Source organism: Rossellomorea vietnamensis (assembly GCF_008180415.1).
In the GTDB taxonomy this organism is placed as follows: Bacteria; Bacillota; Bacilli; order Bacillales; family Bacillaceae_B; genus Rossellomorea; species Rossellomorea vietnamensis_C.
Genome location: NZ_VTEI01000004.1, coordinates 82,053 through 99,261, shown reverse-complemented (window position 1 = coordinate 99,261; position 17,209 = coordinate 82,053). Strand labels below are relative to the sequence as shown.

24 protein-coding genes are annotated in these 17,209 nt (G+C 44.6%); 4 read left to right on the top strand and 20 right to left on the bottom strand.

Annotation, left to right across the window (positions count from 1 at the left end; all coding sequences use genetic code 11):
- Positions 1–104: 104 nt before the first annotated feature.
- Complete coding sequence (gene rlmD / locus FZC78_RS10285) at positions 105–1,478, bottom strand: 23S rRNA (uracil(1939)-C(5))-methyltransferase RlmD (protein WP_148939624.1); 1,374 nt, start codon at positions 1,476–1,478, stop codon at positions 105–107.
- Positions 1,479–1,623: 145 nt separating this feature from the next.
- Between rlmD and FZC78_RS10280 the strand changes: the two genes are divergently transcribed.
- Positions 1,624–2,376 (top strand): hypothetical protein, encoded by a 753-nt coding sequence (locus tag FZC78_RS10280; RefSeq protein ID WP_148939623.1) that lies wholly within the window; start codon positions 1,624–1,626, stop codon positions 2,374–2,376.
- A 27-nt stretch (positions 2,377–2,403) separates the two neighbouring features.
- Here the strand turns inward: FZC78_RS10280 and FZC78_RS10275 are convergent, their stop codons facing one another.
- Both FZC78_RS10275 and FZC78_RS10270 read right to left on the bottom strand, forming a co-directional pair.
- Entirely contained in the window at positions 2,404–2,844 is a 441-nt protein-coding gene (locus FZC78_RS10275; RefSeq protein ID WP_148939622.1) for a GNAT family N-acetyltransferase, read from the bottom strand.
- A gap of 215 nt (positions 2,845–3,059) precedes the next feature.
- Positions 3,060–3,503, bottom strand: coding sequence for an Rrf2 family transcriptional regulator (locus FZC78_RS10270; RefSeq protein WP_148939621.1), 444 nt, complete (start codon positions 3,501–3,503; stop codon positions 3,060–3,062).
- A gap of 190 nt (positions 3,504–3,693) precedes the next feature.
- On the opposite strand from FZC78_RS10270, the gene FZC78_RS10265 reads away from it, so the two are divergent.
- Positions 3,694–4,566 carry an SDR family oxidoreductase gene (locus FZC78_RS10265; RefSeq protein ID WP_148939620.1) on the top strand — a complete coding sequence of 291 codons (873 nt, stop codon included), beginning with the start codon at positions 3,694–3,696 and terminating at the stop codon, positions 4,564–4,566.
- Between the two features lie 211 nt (positions 4,567–4,777).
- On the opposite strand, the gene FZC78_RS10260 is transcribed toward FZC78_RS10265, so the two are convergent.
- On the bottom strand, positions 4,778–4,966 hold the full coding sequence (locus FZC78_RS10260) for a hypothetical protein (RefSeq protein WP_148939619.1): 189 nt from the start codon (positions 4,964–4,966) through the stop codon (positions 4,778–4,780).
- A gap of 175 nt (positions 4,967–5,141) precedes the next feature.
- Entirely contained in the window at positions 5,142–5,288 is a 147-nt protein-coding gene (locus FZC78_RS23630) for a hypothetical protein (RefSeq protein WP_187442862.1), read from the bottom strand.
- Between the two features lie 118 nt (positions 5,289–5,406).
- Here FZC78_RS23630 and FZC78_RS10255 point away from each other — a divergent pair, with 118 nt between their 5' ends.
- Together FZC78_RS10255 and FZC78_RS10250 are read left to right on the top strand one after the other, a co-directional pair.
- The gene (locus tag FZC78_RS10255; protein ID WP_187444885.1) at positions 5,407–6,075 is read left to right on the top strand and encodes a CPBP family intramembrane glutamic endopeptidase; all 669 of its coding nucleotides are present in this window, start codon (positions 5,407–5,409) and stop codon (positions 6,073–6,075) included.
- A 937-nt stretch (positions 6,076–7,012) separates the two neighbouring features.
- Entirely contained in the window at positions 7,013–7,207 is a 195-nt protein-coding gene (locus tag FZC78_RS10250; protein ID WP_148939617.1) for a hypothetical protein, read from the top strand.
- Between the two features lie 23 nt (positions 7,208–7,230).
- Here FZC78_RS10250 and FZC78_RS10245 read toward each other — a convergent pair whose 3' ends face one another.
- The 15 genes from FZC78_RS10245 to FZC78_RS10185 all read right to left on the bottom strand — a co-directional run bounded on the left by FZC78_RS10245 (position 7,231) and on the right by FZC78_RS10185 (position 17,127).
- The gene (locus tag FZC78_RS10245; RefSeq protein WP_148939616.1) at positions 7,231–7,539 is read right to left on the bottom strand and encodes a hypothetical protein; all 309 of its coding nucleotides are present in this window, start codon (positions 7,537–7,539) and stop codon (positions 7,231–7,233) included.
- The gene (locus FZC78_RS10240) at positions 7,527–8,618 is read right to left on the bottom strand and encodes an anti-sigma factor (RefSeq protein WP_148939615.1); all 1,092 of its coding nucleotides are present in this window, start codon (positions 8,616–8,618) and stop codon (positions 7,527–7,529) included. Before FZC78_RS10240 ends, FZC78_RS10245 begins: the two co-directional genes overlap by 13 nt.
- The gene (locus FZC78_RS10235) at positions 8,611–9,111 is read right to left on the bottom strand and encodes a sigma-70 family RNA polymerase sigma factor (protein WP_187444884.1); all 501 of its coding nucleotides are present in this window, start codon (positions 9,109–9,111) and stop codon (positions 8,611–8,613) included. The genes FZC78_RS10240 and FZC78_RS10235 overlap by 8 nt, the downstream gene beginning before the upstream one ends.
- A gap of 275 nt (positions 9,112–9,386) precedes the next feature.
- Complete coding sequence (locus FZC78_RS10230; RefSeq protein WP_148939613.1) at positions 9,387–10,085, bottom strand: hypothetical protein; 699 nt, start codon at positions 10,083–10,085, stop codon at positions 9,387–9,389.
- Position 10,086: 1 nt separating this feature from the next.
- Positions 10,087–10,839: a hypothetical protein gene (locus FZC78_RS10225; protein WP_148939612.1), complete on the bottom strand. Its 753-nt coding sequence runs from the start codon at positions 10,837–10,839 to the stop codon at positions 10,087–10,089.
- Positions 10,823–11,719: an ABC transporter ATP-binding protein gene (locus FZC78_RS10220; protein WP_148939611.1), complete on the bottom strand. Its 897-nt coding sequence runs from the start codon at positions 11,717–11,719 to the stop codon at positions 10,823–10,825. Before FZC78_RS10220 ends, FZC78_RS10225 begins: the two co-directional genes overlap by 17 nt.
- Entirely contained in the window at positions 11,716–12,102 is a 387-nt protein-coding gene (locus FZC78_RS10215) for a GntR family transcriptional regulator (protein WP_148939610.1), read from the bottom strand. The genes FZC78_RS10220 and FZC78_RS10215 overlap by 4 nt, the downstream gene beginning before the upstream one ends.
- Positions 12,103–13,374: 1,272 nt before the next feature.
- Positions 13,375–13,767: a hypothetical protein gene (locus tag FZC78_RS10210; RefSeq protein ID WP_148939609.1), complete on the bottom strand. Its 393-nt coding sequence runs from the start codon at positions 13,765–13,767 to the stop codon at positions 13,375–13,377.
- On the bottom strand, positions 13,764–14,069 hold the full coding sequence (locus FZC78_RS10205; RefSeq protein ID WP_148939608.1) for an antibiotic biosynthesis monooxygenase family protein: 306 nt from the start codon (positions 14,067–14,069) through the stop codon (positions 13,764–13,766). Before FZC78_RS10205 ends, FZC78_RS10210 begins: the two co-directional genes overlap by 4 nt.
- Before the next feature lie 57 nt (positions 14,070–14,126).
- A complete protein-coding gene (locus FZC78_RS23625) occupies positions 14,127–14,294 on the bottom strand; it encodes a hypothetical protein (protein ID WP_187444883.1) in 168 nt (55 codons plus the stop codon).
- 106 nt (positions 14,295–14,400) lie between these two features.
- Positions 14,401–14,556, bottom strand: coding sequence for a hypothetical protein (locus FZC78_RS23620; protein ID WP_187442860.1), 156 nt, complete (start codon positions 14,554–14,556; stop codon positions 14,401–14,403).
- A 216-nt stretch (positions 14,557–14,772) separates the two neighbouring features.
- On the bottom strand, positions 14,773–15,231 hold the full coding sequence (locus tag FZC78_RS10200; RefSeq protein ID WP_148939607.1) for a YndM family protein: 459 nt from the start codon (positions 15,229–15,231) through the stop codon (positions 14,773–14,775).
- 397 nt (positions 15,232–15,628) lie between these two features.
- Positions 15,629–16,129 carry an NUDIX hydrolase gene (locus FZC78_RS10195; protein WP_148939606.1) on the bottom strand — a complete coding sequence of 167 codons (501 nt, stop codon included), beginning with the start codon at positions 16,127–16,129 and terminating at the stop codon, positions 15,629–15,631.
- 16 nt (positions 16,130–16,145) lie between these two features.
- A complete protein-coding gene (locus FZC78_RS10190) occupies positions 16,146–16,655 on the bottom strand; it encodes a GNAT family N-acetyltransferase (RefSeq protein ID WP_148939605.1) in 510 nt (169 codons plus the stop codon).
- A 13-nt stretch (positions 16,656–16,668) separates the two neighbouring features.
- Entirely contained in the window at positions 16,669–17,127 is a 459-nt protein-coding gene (locus FZC78_RS10185; protein ID WP_148939604.1) for a GNAT family N-acetyltransferase, read from the bottom strand.
- Positions 17,128–17,209 lie beyond the last annotated feature (82 nt).

The following is a 17,209-nucleotide window of genomic DNA, read 5'->3' as shown; positions in this document are numbered from 1 at the left end:
AAACCTAGCTCTATTTTGTTTAAATTTGGAAAATTAATCTGCATGTCCACGAAAAAAAATCCCCCAAACCAATTGGTCTGGGGGAACTATTACTTTTAACTTTTTTAAATCAACTCTATTACCGCCACACACTCAACATGCATAGTCTGCGGAAACATATCCACCGGCTGCACTTCCAGCGTCTTGTATCCACCGTCTTCCAGCACGCGCAAATCACGCGCGAGAGTCGCCGGGTTACAGGATACATACACAACCTTACGCGGCTTCATTTCCAAAATCGTATTCAGAAGGGCTTCATCGCAGCCTTTCCGAGGCGGATCGACGACGAGGACGTCTGCTTTGATTCCTTCTTCGTACCATCTAGGGATGACGACTTCTGCCGGTCCTGCTTCGAATTCTGTGTTGGTGAAGCCGTTTAGTTCGGCGTTTTTCTTCGCGTCTTCAATTGCCTGGGGGACGATTTCGACTCCGTATACCTTCTTTGCTTTTTGGGCAAGGAACAGAGAGATGGTTCCGATTCCACAGTAGGCGTCGATGACATTTTCATCTCCGCTCAAGTCGGCATATTCCAGTGCTTTTTCATAGAGTACCTTTGTCTGATCAGGGTTCACCTGATAGAAGGAGCGTGCTGAAATGGCGAACTTGACGTCGCCGATGTAATCATAGATGACTTCTTCTCCCCAAAGGACATTGGTTTGGTCTCCCATGATGACGTTTGTTTTCTTGGAATTCACGTTTTGGATGACCGACTTTACTCCTTCAATGGAGCCTACGATTTCTTCGACGATTCTATCTTTATTCGGAAGGTCTGCAGTGCGTGTCACCAGGACCACCATGACTTCGCCTGTCTGGTATCCGTAACGGGACATGATGTGTCTTAGCGTTCCGCGATGCTTTTCTTCATTATATGGACGGATTCCGTATTTCTGGCAGATTTCTTTTACCTTTTGGACGATCTCGTCATTTTTTTCATGCTGGATGATGCAGCGGTCCATGTCGATGATTTCGTGGCTGCGCTGCTGATAGAAACCGGCAACCAAGCCGCCTTCTCTTTCACCTACCGGAACGGCTGCTTTGTTGCGGTACCTCCAAGGATCTTCCATTCCGAGGGTCGGGTGGACCGGCACTTCCGGAAGCTTGCCGATACGCGCCATGACGTCGCGGACGTGTTTTTCTTTTGCCTTCAACTGGCCTTCATAGGAGATATGCTGAACCTGGCAGCCTCCGCATTGATGATAGATCGGGCATGGCGGCTCCTGCCGGTACTGGCTTTCCTCATGAAGCTCGACTAATTTGCCGAAGCCATAGTTTTTGCTCGCCTTGACGACTTTCACTTTTCCTCGCTCGCCAGGAAGGGCATTGGGTACAAACAATGGATAGCCGTCGACTTTCGTGACTCCGTTCCCGTCGTGGGTCAGGTCCTCGAAATAGGCATCCTCTATATAATCGTTTTTGTTAACGGGTGCTCTTTTGCTCATCGTATTACTTCCTTCGCTCATTTTGTCGTAACTGATTGTACCATAATTGAACCGGTGATTGCGAAAAGCTGTAAGTTCCGCCTATCTGGTAAATTTTATGGTAAGGTAAAAATAAGAAATTCCACTGCAGAGGAGGAAGGTTTCAATGAAAAAGCTGACTGATTTTGCTCCGTTTCAATGGATAGCCGCTGAGACTGAACCTGTAGACTTTGACAATTGGAATGGCAGCCGGATCCTGAATTTCATTCCAAATAGATTCAGTTATTATTGTAAAATTATGCATCCTTTTTACCGAAACCTGAAAGTACTAGACGAAAAACTCTTATGGAGTGAATGTGTTCCCGGTGAAGATATTGAAGTTGAGACCGGGGAAAGGATATGGTTTAAAGATCTAGCCTTAAAATACAATTTACAGTACACCAAAGAGATCAGCTCTCATTCTATTGTTCACCTTCATGGCGGCAGCGGACCTCAGTATTTACTCTTTCCTCATGAAGGGACCATGGATAAGGAAACCTTAGAAGAGATTCTTCCCGTGATAAAATCTTTTACAATGGATTCCTGCTACTTTCAGTACAGCTTGCTTGCAGCTGCCTTTTATAACGAGCCTCATGGAGATGGCTATCTATTTTATGGTGACCTGGATGGCGTATTGAATTTATATGAGAACAGGGAACATATCGGCTCCCCAAGTTATTGGTGGAATGAAAACAGGGACTGGTGCCTGTATACAGATCATGATTTGGACTTTTCCTTATTTGGCGGAAGCAAACGAATGCTGAACACTCTAAAGGCGAGTGATTTTCTGGAGGTCATTGAAGTAGATAGGGATACGCGCGTGGATTACAAAGCGGATGTGATCAACCATCCGTTTCTAAAGAAAAAAGGACGGCCCTGATGTTAAAGGCCGTCCTTCATTCACTATTTACAAATATTTGATTACAGCCATTTCCCTGCCAAATCGATCTCCGTTATCTACAAAGCCAAGACTTCTATAGAGGTTATGGGCTCCTTCGTTATCCGGATGATAGCCGACAACAACCTTATCTGCGTCCGGCAGCTTCGCCATTTCATCCAGTATAAGCCCGGTAGCTTTTTTCCCTATCCCTTTGCCTTGGTATGCGTTATCGACCATGATTCTATAGATCCAATATCCGCCGAGTTCTTCTTTGGCAGAGTTGAACATGAGAAAACCAGCAGCTCTCTCGTCATAAAAAATGGCATAGGCTTTCAATGATGGTTCAAATTTTGTCTGGGCGATGGAAATCGCATTGGATTCCATGTATGTTGATTGTTTCTCTGTCAGTTCGAGCTGGCAGCAGTCGTACCAGTTCTCCTCATTGATCTCTTCTATTCTTACATTCATTCTGTTTTCCCCTTTCGAATTTGGGGACCTGCTAACCTTTGTTAATGAGGCGTAATCCCCTTATATTTACCGCTGTTAATATTAGATTTTCTTCTCATATTGAACGCCTCCCTTAACAAAGATTGCCTGATGATCAGGCTAGTTCATCATACCATGATTTTTATTATGACGGATACATACAAAAGCGGCATTACTGGAAAAATGCCGCTCACTCATTACTTAGGAATATTCACTTTTTCCTTTTCAACAATATCCCTTACTACGTCATCGATCGTTACGTGCCCCAGTGCTTTTTCTAATGCTTTCTGAGCTACAGTGAAAAGCGGGACAATCGCATCCTGAATATTCCTTCCGACCGGACATTTAGGATTGGGATTTTCATGAATATTGAATAGTTCCTGGTCCTCGACAACATTTACTGCCTTATAGACATCCAGCAGGGTAATGTCCGTTAACTCCCTGGCCGGCACAGCACCTGCCACACCCGGCCTTACCTGTATTAATCCTGAACTTTTAAGCATCCCCATGATCTTTCTGATAAAAGCGGGATTCGTCCCGACACTTCCCGCTAGATATTCCGATGAACATACTCCGTCCTTATTGAATTCCAGCAGGCTTAATATATGAATTCCTACAGCAAATCGGCTGCTAATTGACATTGTTGTTACCTCCCTAACGTACAGGATCATATTTTTATCATGTAATTCATTTGGTTACAAGTTTATTATACTCATCTCCGTTTCAAAATAAAAACCGAAAGTGTCAGCTGTTGACAGAGAATAAACCTGTAACTATAATAATTACATGTAAACGTTATAGTTACAACCTTAATAAACTGGAGGTTATTTCATGAAATTATTAGTGACTGGAGCAACAGGAAAATTAGGCTCAAAAGTTATGGAATTCTTATTGAAGACTGTTCCAGCCGACCAGCTGGCTGTCAGTGTCCGTGACCCGGAAAAAGCAGAAAGCCTCCGTTCCCAAGGGGTGGACGTCCGACAAGGAGATTTCGATCATCCCGAAACATTGGATACAGCATTTACCGGTATAGACCGCCTATTGATTATTTCTGCAGATGGTGACAATGATACAAGAATCCGCCAGCATAGCAATGCTGTCAAGGCTGCCGAACATGCCGGAGTGAAATTCATTGCTTATACAAGCATTGCAAATGCTACGAACAGCGAGAACTTAATGGCCCCTCCTCATGTTGCCACGGAAGCTGCTATCAAGGAAACAGGCATTCCTTATTCGTTTTTACGAAACAATTGGTACTTGGAAAATGAAGCAGGAAGCATAGAAGCTGTTTTGGCTGGAGCTCCATGGGTTACTTCAGCAGGATCCGGCAAAACGGGCTGGGCATTGCAGCAGGATTATGCCGAAGCCGCAGCAGCTGTCCTTGCAGGAGAGGGACATGAAAATACCGTTTATGAGCTCTCCGGCCCGCTTCACACCCTAGAGGAACTGGTTTCGGCTCTTGGAGACGTATTAGGCAAAGACGTGCACATCGAACAAGTCACTGACGAAAAATATGCTGAAATCATGAAAGGCCTTGGTTTACCTGACTTTGTGCTTCCTATTGTAGTGGGAATCCAAGAAAGTATCCGTAATGGATCATTAGCAGTGGAAAGCAGCGATTTTGAAAAAGTTCTTGGGCATCCCGTGACACCGTTAAATGAAGGATTAAAACAAATTGTTACTGCTATAAATCAAGCGAAATGATAGTAAAAGAACCGGCTTTCTGCTAGTCAGAAGCCGGTTTTCTAATTGATTCTCTTATTTCCTCAAGTTCTCCTGATCCTTCAAACAATTCTGCTGATCCGGCCTTCCTGCAAAAATTAACCCCCGAATATTGTAATGAACATACCGATCCAAATGAAAATATTGAAGTTTTCTCTCTTCGAACACCAATTCCACTCTCTCTAAGAAGACGTTACAACTTATCAGGATCCTCAATAGTCAATGAATCAACATTCCCACATGACGCACAGCACCTTATCAGCATGGCCGTCCCGGAAATGATTTTCCCAGGTTTTTTCACACTGTCATAATTCGAGTTTCCGATTCTTCCCGTTTTGCTTTCCGTATGGCCGCATTTTTCATAAACAAAAGTTTCCGTCATTATTTTCCCCTCCCGTTACCTACACTACTGATTCTAGGGTAAAAAAGTTTCATTAATACTTATAGAAACTCCATTTTCTATTTTTGGATCTAACGCGAAAAAGGGTGAAACACATTGGTTTCACCCTTTCTTCTATCATCTATTTTTTGTTTAAATCAAGCTTGTCCAGATACACTTATTTCCTTAAGTTCTCCTGATCCTTCAAACGATTCTGCTGGTCCGGCTTCCTGCTCTGGTCCTCTATGCTCTCATTCTTCTTCTCTTCTTGAAAGTCACGTTCTACATCTCGTAGGTTTTCATTCTTTTCTTCTTTACCTGACATTGAACATCCCTCCTGACTTTTTATCTGTTTTCCCGTCAGGATCTCTATGAAACACCTATCACCTCCTAAATTTATGGTAAACTTAAATTGTATTATTTTTCCACGAAGGAGGATGCTTATGTCTTTGCCACTACAGACAAGTGCCGTAATGAAACAAGAGTCATCTTTGAAGCCTTTGACCTTGGTTCTTTATCTCATCATCCTTGCAGCTGCGGGCTATTTCATCAGCCAGCTGTCATTGCCAAGCAGTCTTTTCAGCGGAGCTAAAGGATTCATTTGGTTCGCCTGTTTCATGGCTGTTACATTATCTATTAAATCAGTACGCTTGCTCATTGCTCCATTGGTTAATTTCAGAGTGATGAAAGAGCCTAGGAGCTATCTTTTTATTTTGCTTACCTTTTTGATCCCCTATCTCCTTTTGAAGTTTTGCATTCACTATGAGGTGATGCTGGACAGAACGATTATTGATTACCTCAACAATCCGAGGGTTGAAGCCTTCAGTTTAGGGTCCACCCTTTATACCACATTGCTGACTCCTATATGGGAAGAAATTCTGTTCAGGGCAGTTTTGCTGACGATTTTGTTAAAAAAGCTGAAGCCAATTTGGGCCATCTGCATCACAGCCATCTTATTTGCCTTCATTCATTTTTCCGCTACTTGGCTTTTCATTTTACTCGGAGGATTTCTTTTAACCTATACAGTTTATAAAACTAAATCACTGATACCGGCTATCGCTGCCCATTCTCTTTGGAATTTGTATATGACACAGCTTTTACTTTATTTTTAGGAAGTAGGTTTCTGGTTGGCTGTGTTCTGCTTCAAGGTGGGGATACATAAGTGGGCCCGCTTCTCCTTAGATATGTACCTACTCTTACTGGGTGGATACATGAGTGGGGCCGTTTCTCCTTAGATATGTATCTACTCTTACCCGGTGGATACACGAGTGGGGCCGTTTCTCCTTAGATATGTATCTACTCTTACCCGGTGGATACATGAGTAGGCCGGTTTCTCCTTAGATATGTATCTACTCTTACCCGGTGGATACATGAGTGGGGCCGTTTCTCCTTAGATATGTATCTACTCTTCGGCGGTGGATACATGAGTGCGCCCGTTTCTTCTTAGATATGTATCTACTCTTCCGGGGTGGATACATGAGTGGGCCCGTTTCTCCTTAGATATGTATCTACTCTTACCCGGTGGATACATGAGTAGGCCGGTTTCTCCTTAGATATGTATCTACTCTTCCAGGGTGGATACATGAGTGGGCCCGTTTCTCCTTAGATATGTATCTACTCTTACCCGGTGGATACATGAGTGGGGCCGTTTCTCCTTAGATATGTACCTACTCTTCCGGGGTGGATACATGAGTGGGACCGTTTTTCCTTAGATATGTATCTACTCTTACCCGGTGGATACATGAGTGGGSCCGTTTCTCCTTAGATATGTATCTACTCTTTCTGGKTGGATACATGAGTGGGCCCGTTTCTCCTTAGATATGTATCTACTCTTCCGGGGTGGATACATGAGCGGGCTGGTTTCTCCTTAGATATGTATCCACTCTTACCGGTTGGGTACATAAATCGGCCGGGTAAGCCCCACCCCACTCGATCCTCACGCAGCAATGCATCCTTCCACAGTTAACCAAATGTTTGATTTATCGGCAAACCCCCGAATCTGCCCCCATCCAATATAATGAACCAGAATTACTTTCAGGAGTGATAATTTTGAACACCAAGAAGAAAATCAGCATAGCGTTAATCGGGAGCTTCCTCATCTTCTCTTATGGAGTTTACCACCTGAGATTTGAGGAACGGGACGAGGAGTTTACGGCACTGCCGCTGATTTTCGCGGTTACTGGGCTGGTCGGCTTGATCGCCAATCTTGCTAAATTAAAGGATCATACGGACAAAAATGAGTAAAAACTCGCCTCTCCAGCGAGTTTTTATGGTTTGGTATTGATGGTGAAGCCGAAAAAGAAAATCACCACAATGCAGATGAATATGAAGGCATACAATCCGAGCGCCCACAATGCAAATGTTTTTTTATAACGAACCCTGATAAAGCTGAACAGGGCAAGCCCTACTCCGATTACAGGAAGGTACATGAAGAAGAAGTTAAACAGCGCTCCTATTTCATCCATTCTTATGAGGAATATGTTCAGGTAGGCAAGGGACATTAACGCACAGATAAATGAATAGACACCGAGCCTGGTTTCTTTCGTCTTAGACGTTCTCTTTTTTACCAGTTCCATAAGCTCACCTCTCCTATTTGTATCTGTCGGACAGATTCATTGTCTTTCATTTTTAAGATTTCCTTAACCGGTCCAGTGAGGACACCTCCATAGGAATAGAGGCCTTCTTTTTCAATGTGATTAATGCGGTATCCGAGATCCAGCCACTTGGCATGGGAGATCCTTACCGCCTGCTCCTCATATTTTTCGAGGAATTTCAGACTTTGCATGAATTGTTCTTCATTCGGCTGCTGGTTATGATAAGGCGACCAGGCATCAGGGTCTGTCTGCGCAGGATATCCGATGGGAGGCAGGTATCCGCCTTCGAGACTTTTGCCTTCCGCTTCAAGGCCTGTATCAATGGCATACCATCTCCATTCCACATCCAGGTCCTCTGTTAGATCTCCCATTTGTTCAGGCTCCCTAAGCTGTCGTAATGATACATATACTTCCGCCACTGTCCCTTCAGGCAGCTTTTCCAGAGTCCCCCAAGGATCATTTTCACTGTTAGTCACTACTGTATCAGGGTGATACAGTTTTTTATCATCAAAATAAGGAATTTCTTCCGGCGGATTTTCAATAATGTAATTTCTCTCAGGAAACTCATCCACCTCATCCATATCGTAGGAAACAACCCAGTCACCAAGCCTTATATCATTTTTTCCTACTCTTTTATAAAGGTCCATGTAGACATCCAAGGTAAATAATCCCACTTTTTCCTCAATGTCCATTTCTTCAAGACTGACATTAGGCTCTGTTATATAGATGGTTTGGGCAGCGACATCGATCAACTCATTCGCTCGATTTCCCCATCCATAATAGATGTAGCTTGCCATCGTCATAATCGGGAGAATCAGAAGAATGATCATGGTCACATAAGAGATGAGAGAGAACCGGGCATTCCGGACGCTTTCTTTCAGGATTTCGCTGACCTTCTCGGGAGGCAGGCCCTCCTTCTCCGTTTCGTCGCCTACCTCTTCTAAAATGACTTCCTGATATATATCCAATTTCTCTAATTCTTTTTCCATCTCATCGGCTTCTTCTTCTGATAAATTTCCATCATAATAAGCTTTCAGTTTCTTCTTCCATTCTTCACTCATTCTCTTCGTCACTTCCCTTCTTATAAAACAGCTTCAACCGGCTTCTTCCGCGGAAGATGTGGGATTTCAATGTATTCTCTTTTATGAAGAGCGCCGCAGCTGCCTCTTTATATGAATATCCTTGTATATCGCAGAGGATGATGGCTCTCTTTTGCAGCGGCTTCAGGCGGTCCAGCTTTTGATAAAGATCCTCTTTGTCAGCTAGCTTCTGGAACTCATCTTCAGCCGAACCTCCTTCTGAAAATCCTGAAAAATAGTCCGGCTCTTCAAAGGTCACTTTCTTGCTCCTCCGGGCGTAGTCGATGAACGTATGATACGCAATTTTTAGCAGCCAGGACTTCATAGCTTCCGGCTCAATATTTTCCAAGGCAGTATACGCTTTTACGAATGTATCCTGAGTAAGATCTTCAGCCAGGCTCTTGTCCTTGCACAAGGAGAGAAGATATCGGTACACATCCTGAATATACAGCTTATACAGTTGTTGAATGTCCATATCTCCCCTCCTTTCACTTAAATAACGGTTGCAGACCGGCAAAAGTTGCACCTGTTTTGAGACTATCTTAATCATACTAAAAAAGAATGGTTCCCCCTCTTCTTTAAGAGGCAGGAACCATTCTTTTTTTGGACATCTAGATTTTCTCATGGATGACTTGATTTTTTCCTAGAGGATCATCTGCTATTTTACCCTCCAGCCTATTACATATGAGGATTGGAGCGGAAGGCCATTCCTTTTCAACAACTCAAAAAGAACTTATGCTCTCCGACTGACTACCTCTCTATATACTCCACATTCCCATTCACCTTCACATTTGAAGGAACACGCAAGTAAATCATTTCCATTCCGAAAAAGGAGCCTCGGTTTTCATCAAACATTTTATAACCGTCTGTAAACTGATGGAACGGGTGAGGATAAGCTGTCTTGGCAACCTTCACTTCTACCGGAAAAGGAGGAATGATTTGCAGGGTACCATCCTCTATTCTCAGTTCGGGGGAAGGCACCTTCGATGTGACATCTAAATTATCAATGTATGCTGTGCCTGTATAATATCCAGCATTAATAGTGTCGTCATTGGTTTCCGTTTTTTCAACAAGCACACTAATATAATAATCTCCATTTTCATACGGAACCATTAACTCCTCCCCCTCATACTTCAGCTCCCAGCTTTTTTGAGCAACTACTCCTTCCGCTTCATCTATTCTGCCTTTCCATGCCAGATTATAGAATTGTTCATTAATGTTCTCCTGGACTTTCATCTCTTCCGCAGTTAAAGGTTCAAATTCAAAAGAATCTTTAGGAACCAAGTAGGAAATAACAGCCCCGGCAGATAGTAAAGCTAAATAACTGCCAAACACCCAATTGCCTCTTCTGCCCTTAAGAAATATCTTCGAAGCAGGTTTAGCCAAAAAGAAAACCAAAACAAGGATGCCGGCGATCAATAAGATGGAAAAAATGGAGGCCCATAACATCCTACTTCACCTCCAATTTCATGGAGGATAGTATGGCAGCAACCCAACTGAGTACGGAGACGAGCAGAACTTTCAGCATAAACAAAATAATTGAATCTTCCATTCCGAAGAAGCTGAAAACATTTGGCACCAGGGAGGGGTCCCCGGTAAGCCGGGCGTCATAGAATATTCCCCCTATAACCACAACGGGCAAAATCATAATAAATATTTTGCTGATCTGAACCAGGCTGCCTGCCAGATACCCAAAGGATGCTAGTAAAAAAATGTAGAGCGTGATACCAATCATCCCAAAAACAGCTCCTTTGAAGGTCAATGGCTGGCCAGTCATGCTGACGTTTTCCTGAAAAAGATAGACAATCAGGATCACGACCCGGTTGGCCAGCAGTACCGTAATACCGGAAATAAAACTCGCTGCCAGCAAAAATAAGATGTTAGAGAAATGGCTGGTCATTTTGTCGGTCACGAAAGAATAATCATCATAACGGTATCCTCGTGTGGTCATCAAGATGGCAGAGATGAACGCCCATATCATCACGAAACCAAAAATAACGTTGCCGCTATAGTAAGTTAAGGTGTGAGAGAAGAAATTAGAACTTGACCCTCCCCCACTCATCCCGTCACCATTCAGGGATAGAAGAATCCCGATAATTTGCAGTACGATCAGCGAGGTGAACATCCCGCGAAATGACTTCAGCTTAAAACGAAACTGTTTTTTCACAACATCCCACATACTTACCTCAGTTAAATACATCATCGATTCCCCCTTTTGTCCTGTTGGTAAGGAATGTACAAATTTCATCTGCCGTGACTGGCGAAAACTCAAGGCCCGCATGTCTCGCTGTTTCAAATTCACTGGCTGAAAAGTTGTTGCGGACCACCGCAAAGGTCCCGGCCATGCTCTGGCTCGTTTCATGGATGATTTCTTTGTTCTGCAGCCATTCCCGCATAGCAGATTCTTTTCCTTTGACGCCAATTGCGTATTCCCTTAGCTCTTCGACCGGCATATGCAGAAATTTCTCTCCATCTTTTATTAGCAGGATGTCTTCAAGGATGTCCTCCATTTCATTCAGGAGATGGCTCGACAGGATGATCGTCCTTGGATGAGCAAGATAATCCTTGAGAAGGGCACGGTAAAAATCCTTCCGGACACCAGCATCCATCCCAGTCGTCGGCTCATCGAAAATGGTGAGGGGTGTTCGGGCCGAGAGTCCAAGAATCATATTGAACGTGCTCCTCATTCCCTTTGAAAGATCATTATGGTACTGATAGGGCTTGAAGGAAAAATAGTCAAACAGCCGGTTGGCCAGTTCCCTGTCCCAGTTTGGATAGAAGTCTTCTGCCGTCTGCAGGAGTTCCTCGAGGTTCATGGTCGGGGGAAGATTCATTTCATCATCAACAAAAATCATGTTGGCCGACACTTTAAGGTTATTAAACGGTTTCTCTTCAAACACAAGGACTTCTCCCGATGATTGCCTGATGTAGCCTGCAATCAGTTTCAGCAGCGTGGTTTTTCCTGCTCCGTTGCGTCCGATCAGCCCGGTGATTTTTTCTTTTTCCAATATAAAAGAGACATTCTTTAACGCGTTTTTCCGTCCATACTGCTTCTCGAGCCCCCGGCACTCTACTACATTCATTTTCCTTCCCCCTTCAATTTGCTCTTGGCGCTCATAATCATCGCGACCAGTTCGTCCTCACCGACATGCAGGTGCTCAGCCTCTTTGACCACTTCCTCCACCAATCTCGCCAATGTTTGATTTTTCCGTTTCGAAAGAATAATACTTTTCGCCTCTGTCGATACAAACATGCCAAGCCCCCGCTTCTTATATAGGATTCCATCATCCGCGAGCAGGTTCAGGCCCTTGGCCGCCGTCGCCGGATTAATGTTAAGCATTTCTGCCAATTGATACTGAGAGTGAACTTTCGCATCCACGCCAAGACTTCCGCCCAGTATTTCCGTCTCCAGCCACTCGGCAATCTGGATGTAGATTGGTTTGATGCTATCCGAATTCAGGATCAAACGCGCACCTCCTCTTTCTCATGTTCATTAGTGCATTACTGATGTAATGTACTATATGTCATTTCACAGGATTTGGCAAGGGGTATTTTGGTAAAAGTTTGTTATTTTGGCGGGATTGCAGGTTGGGGGGGTGCTGCGGGCGGAGTTGGGGAGTGTGGCAGCAGGTTTATCGGCGGCTTTGTCTGATTTATCGGCGGAAAGTGAGTATTTATCGGCGGGTCCAACCATTTTATCGGCGGAATTTGCTTTTTATCGGCGCTGCTCGGACTTTTATCGGCGAAACGGCTTTATCCGGAACCCCCACTATCAAAGCTGAGAGTTTGTCCTTTTAGCAGGTGCCTCGCCCATATGGGATGCAGGGACGAATTAGCATGAGGGATCACCTGAGTTTATCGGCGGTTTCGTGTGATTTATCGGCGGAAAATGAGTATTTATCGGCGGTTCCAGCGATTTTATCGGCGGAATTTGCTTTTTATCGGCGCTGCTCGGACTTTTATCGGCGAAACGGCTTTATCCGGAACCCCCACTTTCAAAGATGAAAGTTTGTCCTTTTAGCAGGTGCCCCGTCCGTATGGGATGCAGGGACGAATTAGCATGAGGGATCACCTGAGTTTATCGGCGGTTTCGTGTGATTTATCGGCGGAAAATGAGTATTTATCGGCGGTTCCAGCGATTTTATCGGCGGAATTTGCTTTTTATCGGAGCTGCTCGGACTTTTATCGGCGAAACGGCTTTATCCGGAACCCCCACTTTCAAAGATGAAAGTTTGTCCTTTTAGCAGGTGCCCCGCCCGTATGGGATGCAGGGACGAATTAGCATGAGGGATCACCTGAGTTTATCGGCGGTTTCGTGTGATTTATCGGCGGAAAATGAGTATTTATCGGCGGTTCCAACCATTTTATCGGCGGAATTTGCTTTTTATCGGCGCTGCTCGGACTTTTATCGGCGAAACGGCTTTATCCGGAACCCCCATTTTCAAAGCTGAAAGTTTGACCTTTTAGCAGGTGCCCCGCCCGTATGGGCTGCAGGGACGAACTAGCATGCGGGATCACCTGAGTTTATCGGCGGTTTCGTGTGATTTATCGGCGGAAAGTGAGTATTTATCGGCGGTTCTTACGTTTTTATCAGCGAAAACTCAGTATTTACCGGCGCTACACGAACTTTTATCGGCGAAACCGAAACGTTTTTAACCCGCCGGCCCGCCGCAGGTTAAGCACAACAAAAAACACTAAATCCAAAAAGGGATTCAGTGTTGTTTTAATTTATGTAGTTTTATAAACTGGGACGCTCCACTTCTTCCGTTCCATCACTTTTTTCCAGTGCGTAGATAGCCTGGTGCAGGTGGTCGGTGAACTTGCCGCCATTCTCCACTTCGGGATGGGCTTCAAGCGCAGTGATGATGCTGCGGAAGTTATCGATGAGGTGGGCCGTGGACATGCCGCGGCTGACAAGGATGCTGTTGAGCCACAGGGCATAATCCGTAAATACTTTTGCGGAATCGAATCCGGCCGAGGTTTCCAAGTACTGAAAATGATACACGTTGTCTTCATAGCACTTTTGGCGGCCCCGCTCACCAAATTTTCCATCGAGTTCAGGGTACTTCATATAGATTTCTTTCACGGAGCGGCCAATGGCCTCTTCGTATTTCTTCCCGATATCAATCATACGGCCACCACCTTGAATTTGTGGATGGACGGAATGATGGAGGCGAGCTCCTGGTCCGGGTATTTTTTTTCGAGGTCATGAATCCGCTTGTAATCCTCACTCTGAATCCAGGTCATGAACTGCTCTTTGGAATCCCATTCCATGTGGACAGTGATTTCGCCCGGTTTTTTTTCATTCTGCAGCAGCAGAAAACGCTGGAATCCGTCCGCTTCATCTACTAAACGGGACCGAGAATGATAGATTGATATCACTTCATCCGCTTTTTCATCCGGTACCACAAATGTTGAGTGTATGATATACATGTATGCCTCATCCCTTTCACACTCTCTCTGATTCTAGCTTTACTTTAACATAGAGAGTCAGTGCCGGGAAATGCGTACCTCCATTTCTTTCCGGCTTTGTGCAGCAGCGGCCGGCTTGGCTTTCTCCAGGAGCGGCGACCAGTCGCAGGCACTCTTCCGGCGGAGCGAATTGGCCTTGATCAGATTCTTTCGTCTCTTCTTTCTCTCATCCATACTCTCACCCATTTCATCGCTTTACTGCTTCACCGTACAAAAAGGGACTGTCCCTGCTCTCTGTACCCTTTTAAAAAAGGACGACCCTCGGAAAAGAATCGTCCTTCTTACGTAAAGGTTATTCCTCAATTTCGTCCTGATAGTTCTCATTCAGGTAGGAATTCTCGTTGGTGGCAAAGTTGGTGGATTGCAGGCTTTCCTGTTTATCAAGTCCGAATAGCTCATCGCGATTTTGCGGTACCTCCGTGCTGCTGACCGGGTTTCTTTCCTTCATGACTTTTCACCCTTTCTGTTCTTTAGTGTGGCCTTGGCCATTTAACAACGTGAACTCTATCTGACAGTCGGATTGCTTCTAAAATTTCAAGCTCTGCACTCTTTTTTTGAAAAGTGCTTCTGCTTTGAAAGATATGTTCCCAGTATTTTGTTTTTTCAAACGCCGTTTTACAGTTTCCATTATTTGTTATGAAATGTTTTTCAGTGAGTGTTCGGCTCACTTATCTCCTTCATCATTACGGACATCCGGCCTGGCCGGTGTCAGTTCTTCAGAAGCCTCTGTCTGAAATTGAAGATTTCCTTGAACCTGTTCACGAGTCGCTTCACGTTCCCCCAGCAGCACAGTTCGATACAAATACTTGTGGTAAAAAAATTCAAAAACTGCCACACCTGCAGCCGCAATCAGTGACGGAACCAGTACATTTTCAACTGGTGTCATGTTGGCCAGCATGGCCCAAATCACTACAAATGCAAGACCAAAGTCGGCCAGTGAGGCTGTCGTATTATTAGATCTCGGAAGCAGAAATAAATCTCCCGCTGCATAACTGATCGCACCAAGCACTAATGAAATTAAAAACACCTCGCCAAGAGTAACACCATAAATTCCACCTAGAATGAGTGCAAGAAGGGCAAAACATGCTGTGAATTTTACAAAAATAGCTTTTAAATGTCTCAAATCATCCACTCCTTTTCCCCTTATTTTGTCTAAAGGGCAGAAAGGCTATTCACTGAGCACAGACATCCGTCTATGCCTTTTTAAATCATTGAAATATACTGGTAAAAAAGAAGGGAGCGAGGCGCATGAGAGTGTTTTTCTACCCGCCCTATTTCCCTCCATATATCCCTCCTCATATCTATAAATACTACTTTTTGCAGAAATTCCTGGATATCGATAAAATCAAACAAAAATATCCCTATTACCAACTTCCTCCCGGTCCCTATATAGTCGGCGAGTACTTACCCTCCGCAAGCACTACTCCAACAGGTCCAACGACTCCTGCTTTTGTCAGGCGGTTGGGCTAGGCTGAAAATGAATAGAAAAAGCAAGCTCAGACTTTCCTGAGCTTGCTTTTTCATTCTGACTTAGTTTCTCTAATTACCCAGTTTTCAAAGCGCTGTGTCTCCAAGTCTAATCCCCTGTTCCGCAGCCATTCCATAGCTTTTAAGACTAACGGCGAGGAATTGTCAGCAGTCGCCTCTTCCATTGAGATCCATTCAGCTCCTGCTGAATCCTGCCCGTCAAACTGCTCGGGCTCTGCCAACTCGCCTCCGGTCCTCTCAACCAAATAGAAAACCGCAATATGATGAATATGGGTAAAATCCTTCCATTCACAAGGAAAAATAAAATCCTGCACGCCTATCTGCTCCTTAATTTCTGCAGTAAGCCCTGTTTCCTCTGTAAACTCACGCTTCATCGCTTCAGTCAGCCCTTCCGACTCTTCCAGGCTTCCACCCGGAAGATCAAACCGATGGATATAGGGACCTCTGCTTTTGTTGATGACCAATAACTTATCATCTTCAGTACAAATGCCATAAACACCAAATGCCCGATGGGTCTTCTTTAACAATTCCATCTAGCTCTTCACCCCTTTAAATCTTCCGGCTGAACCTCAAGGAAATATAGTTTTCTGCTTCTTCATTCCCATGTCCGGGCTCCTCATGCTTAAAAGTAAAGCCTTTTGCCTCATAGAAAGGGATTCCTTTCGTGTTTCCCTGCTGGACGGAAACCCATTGTTCCCCGGCTTGGAATTCTTCCTTCTGCTGCCTCGTTATAGCGTCTAACAGCTGAGTTCCAATGCCTTCACCCCTTCTGTTGGGATCCATATACAGCACATAAATCTCACCTGTCGTTTTATCGGTCATTCCGCCGCCACCAGCACCGACCACTTTACCCTCATCAAGAGCAACAAAATAGCCTCCCCAATTTCTGCTTGAAGCACTAACTTCCTCCAGGATTCTCTCAGGGGTGTAATACTGTTTGATCACCCGCTCAATGTATTCTTCACTATAAATATGCTTATAGGTAGCGCGGTTTGCATCTGAACAGACTTTTACAATTCCCTCCACATGCTCCGGCTCTGCTTTTAAAATATGTATCATTCACTTTTCCCCTTTATTTAAGTTTCAATTTCATCCCTTCATGCGTTGCTTCAAATCCAATTTTTTCATAAAAGCGAAGTGCTTCGGGACGCTGCTTGTCTGTAGTCAGCTGGAGCAGGTGGCAGTTTCTTTCTTCTGCCCTCTGAATTGCCCACTCCATCATTTCCGTCCCTGCTCCAAGACCGCGGACCCTCGATGAAGTTCTTACTCCTTCAATCGTTGCCCGCCAGCCACCCTGGTGAGTCAGGTATGGTGTAAAAGTAATTTGCAGGACACCAATGACTTCCCCCTCAAGGCATGCCACGATCAATTCATTATTAGGATCCTTGTCAATCGCTCTAAAAGCTTGTATGTAAGAGTCCGGAAGCGGATGTTCATAACGCTCCCTCGTGCTGCCGAGGATGTCATCAGACAGCATTTTTACAATCGTATCCACGTCCTGTTCCCTGGCTTCTCTAAATGTAAGATTCATCGAAATCTCCCCTCTCCTACTATTCTAACGGTTGCCGGAAAGAGAGGTAATGACCGAATTCTAATGACCGGGCATTAGAATC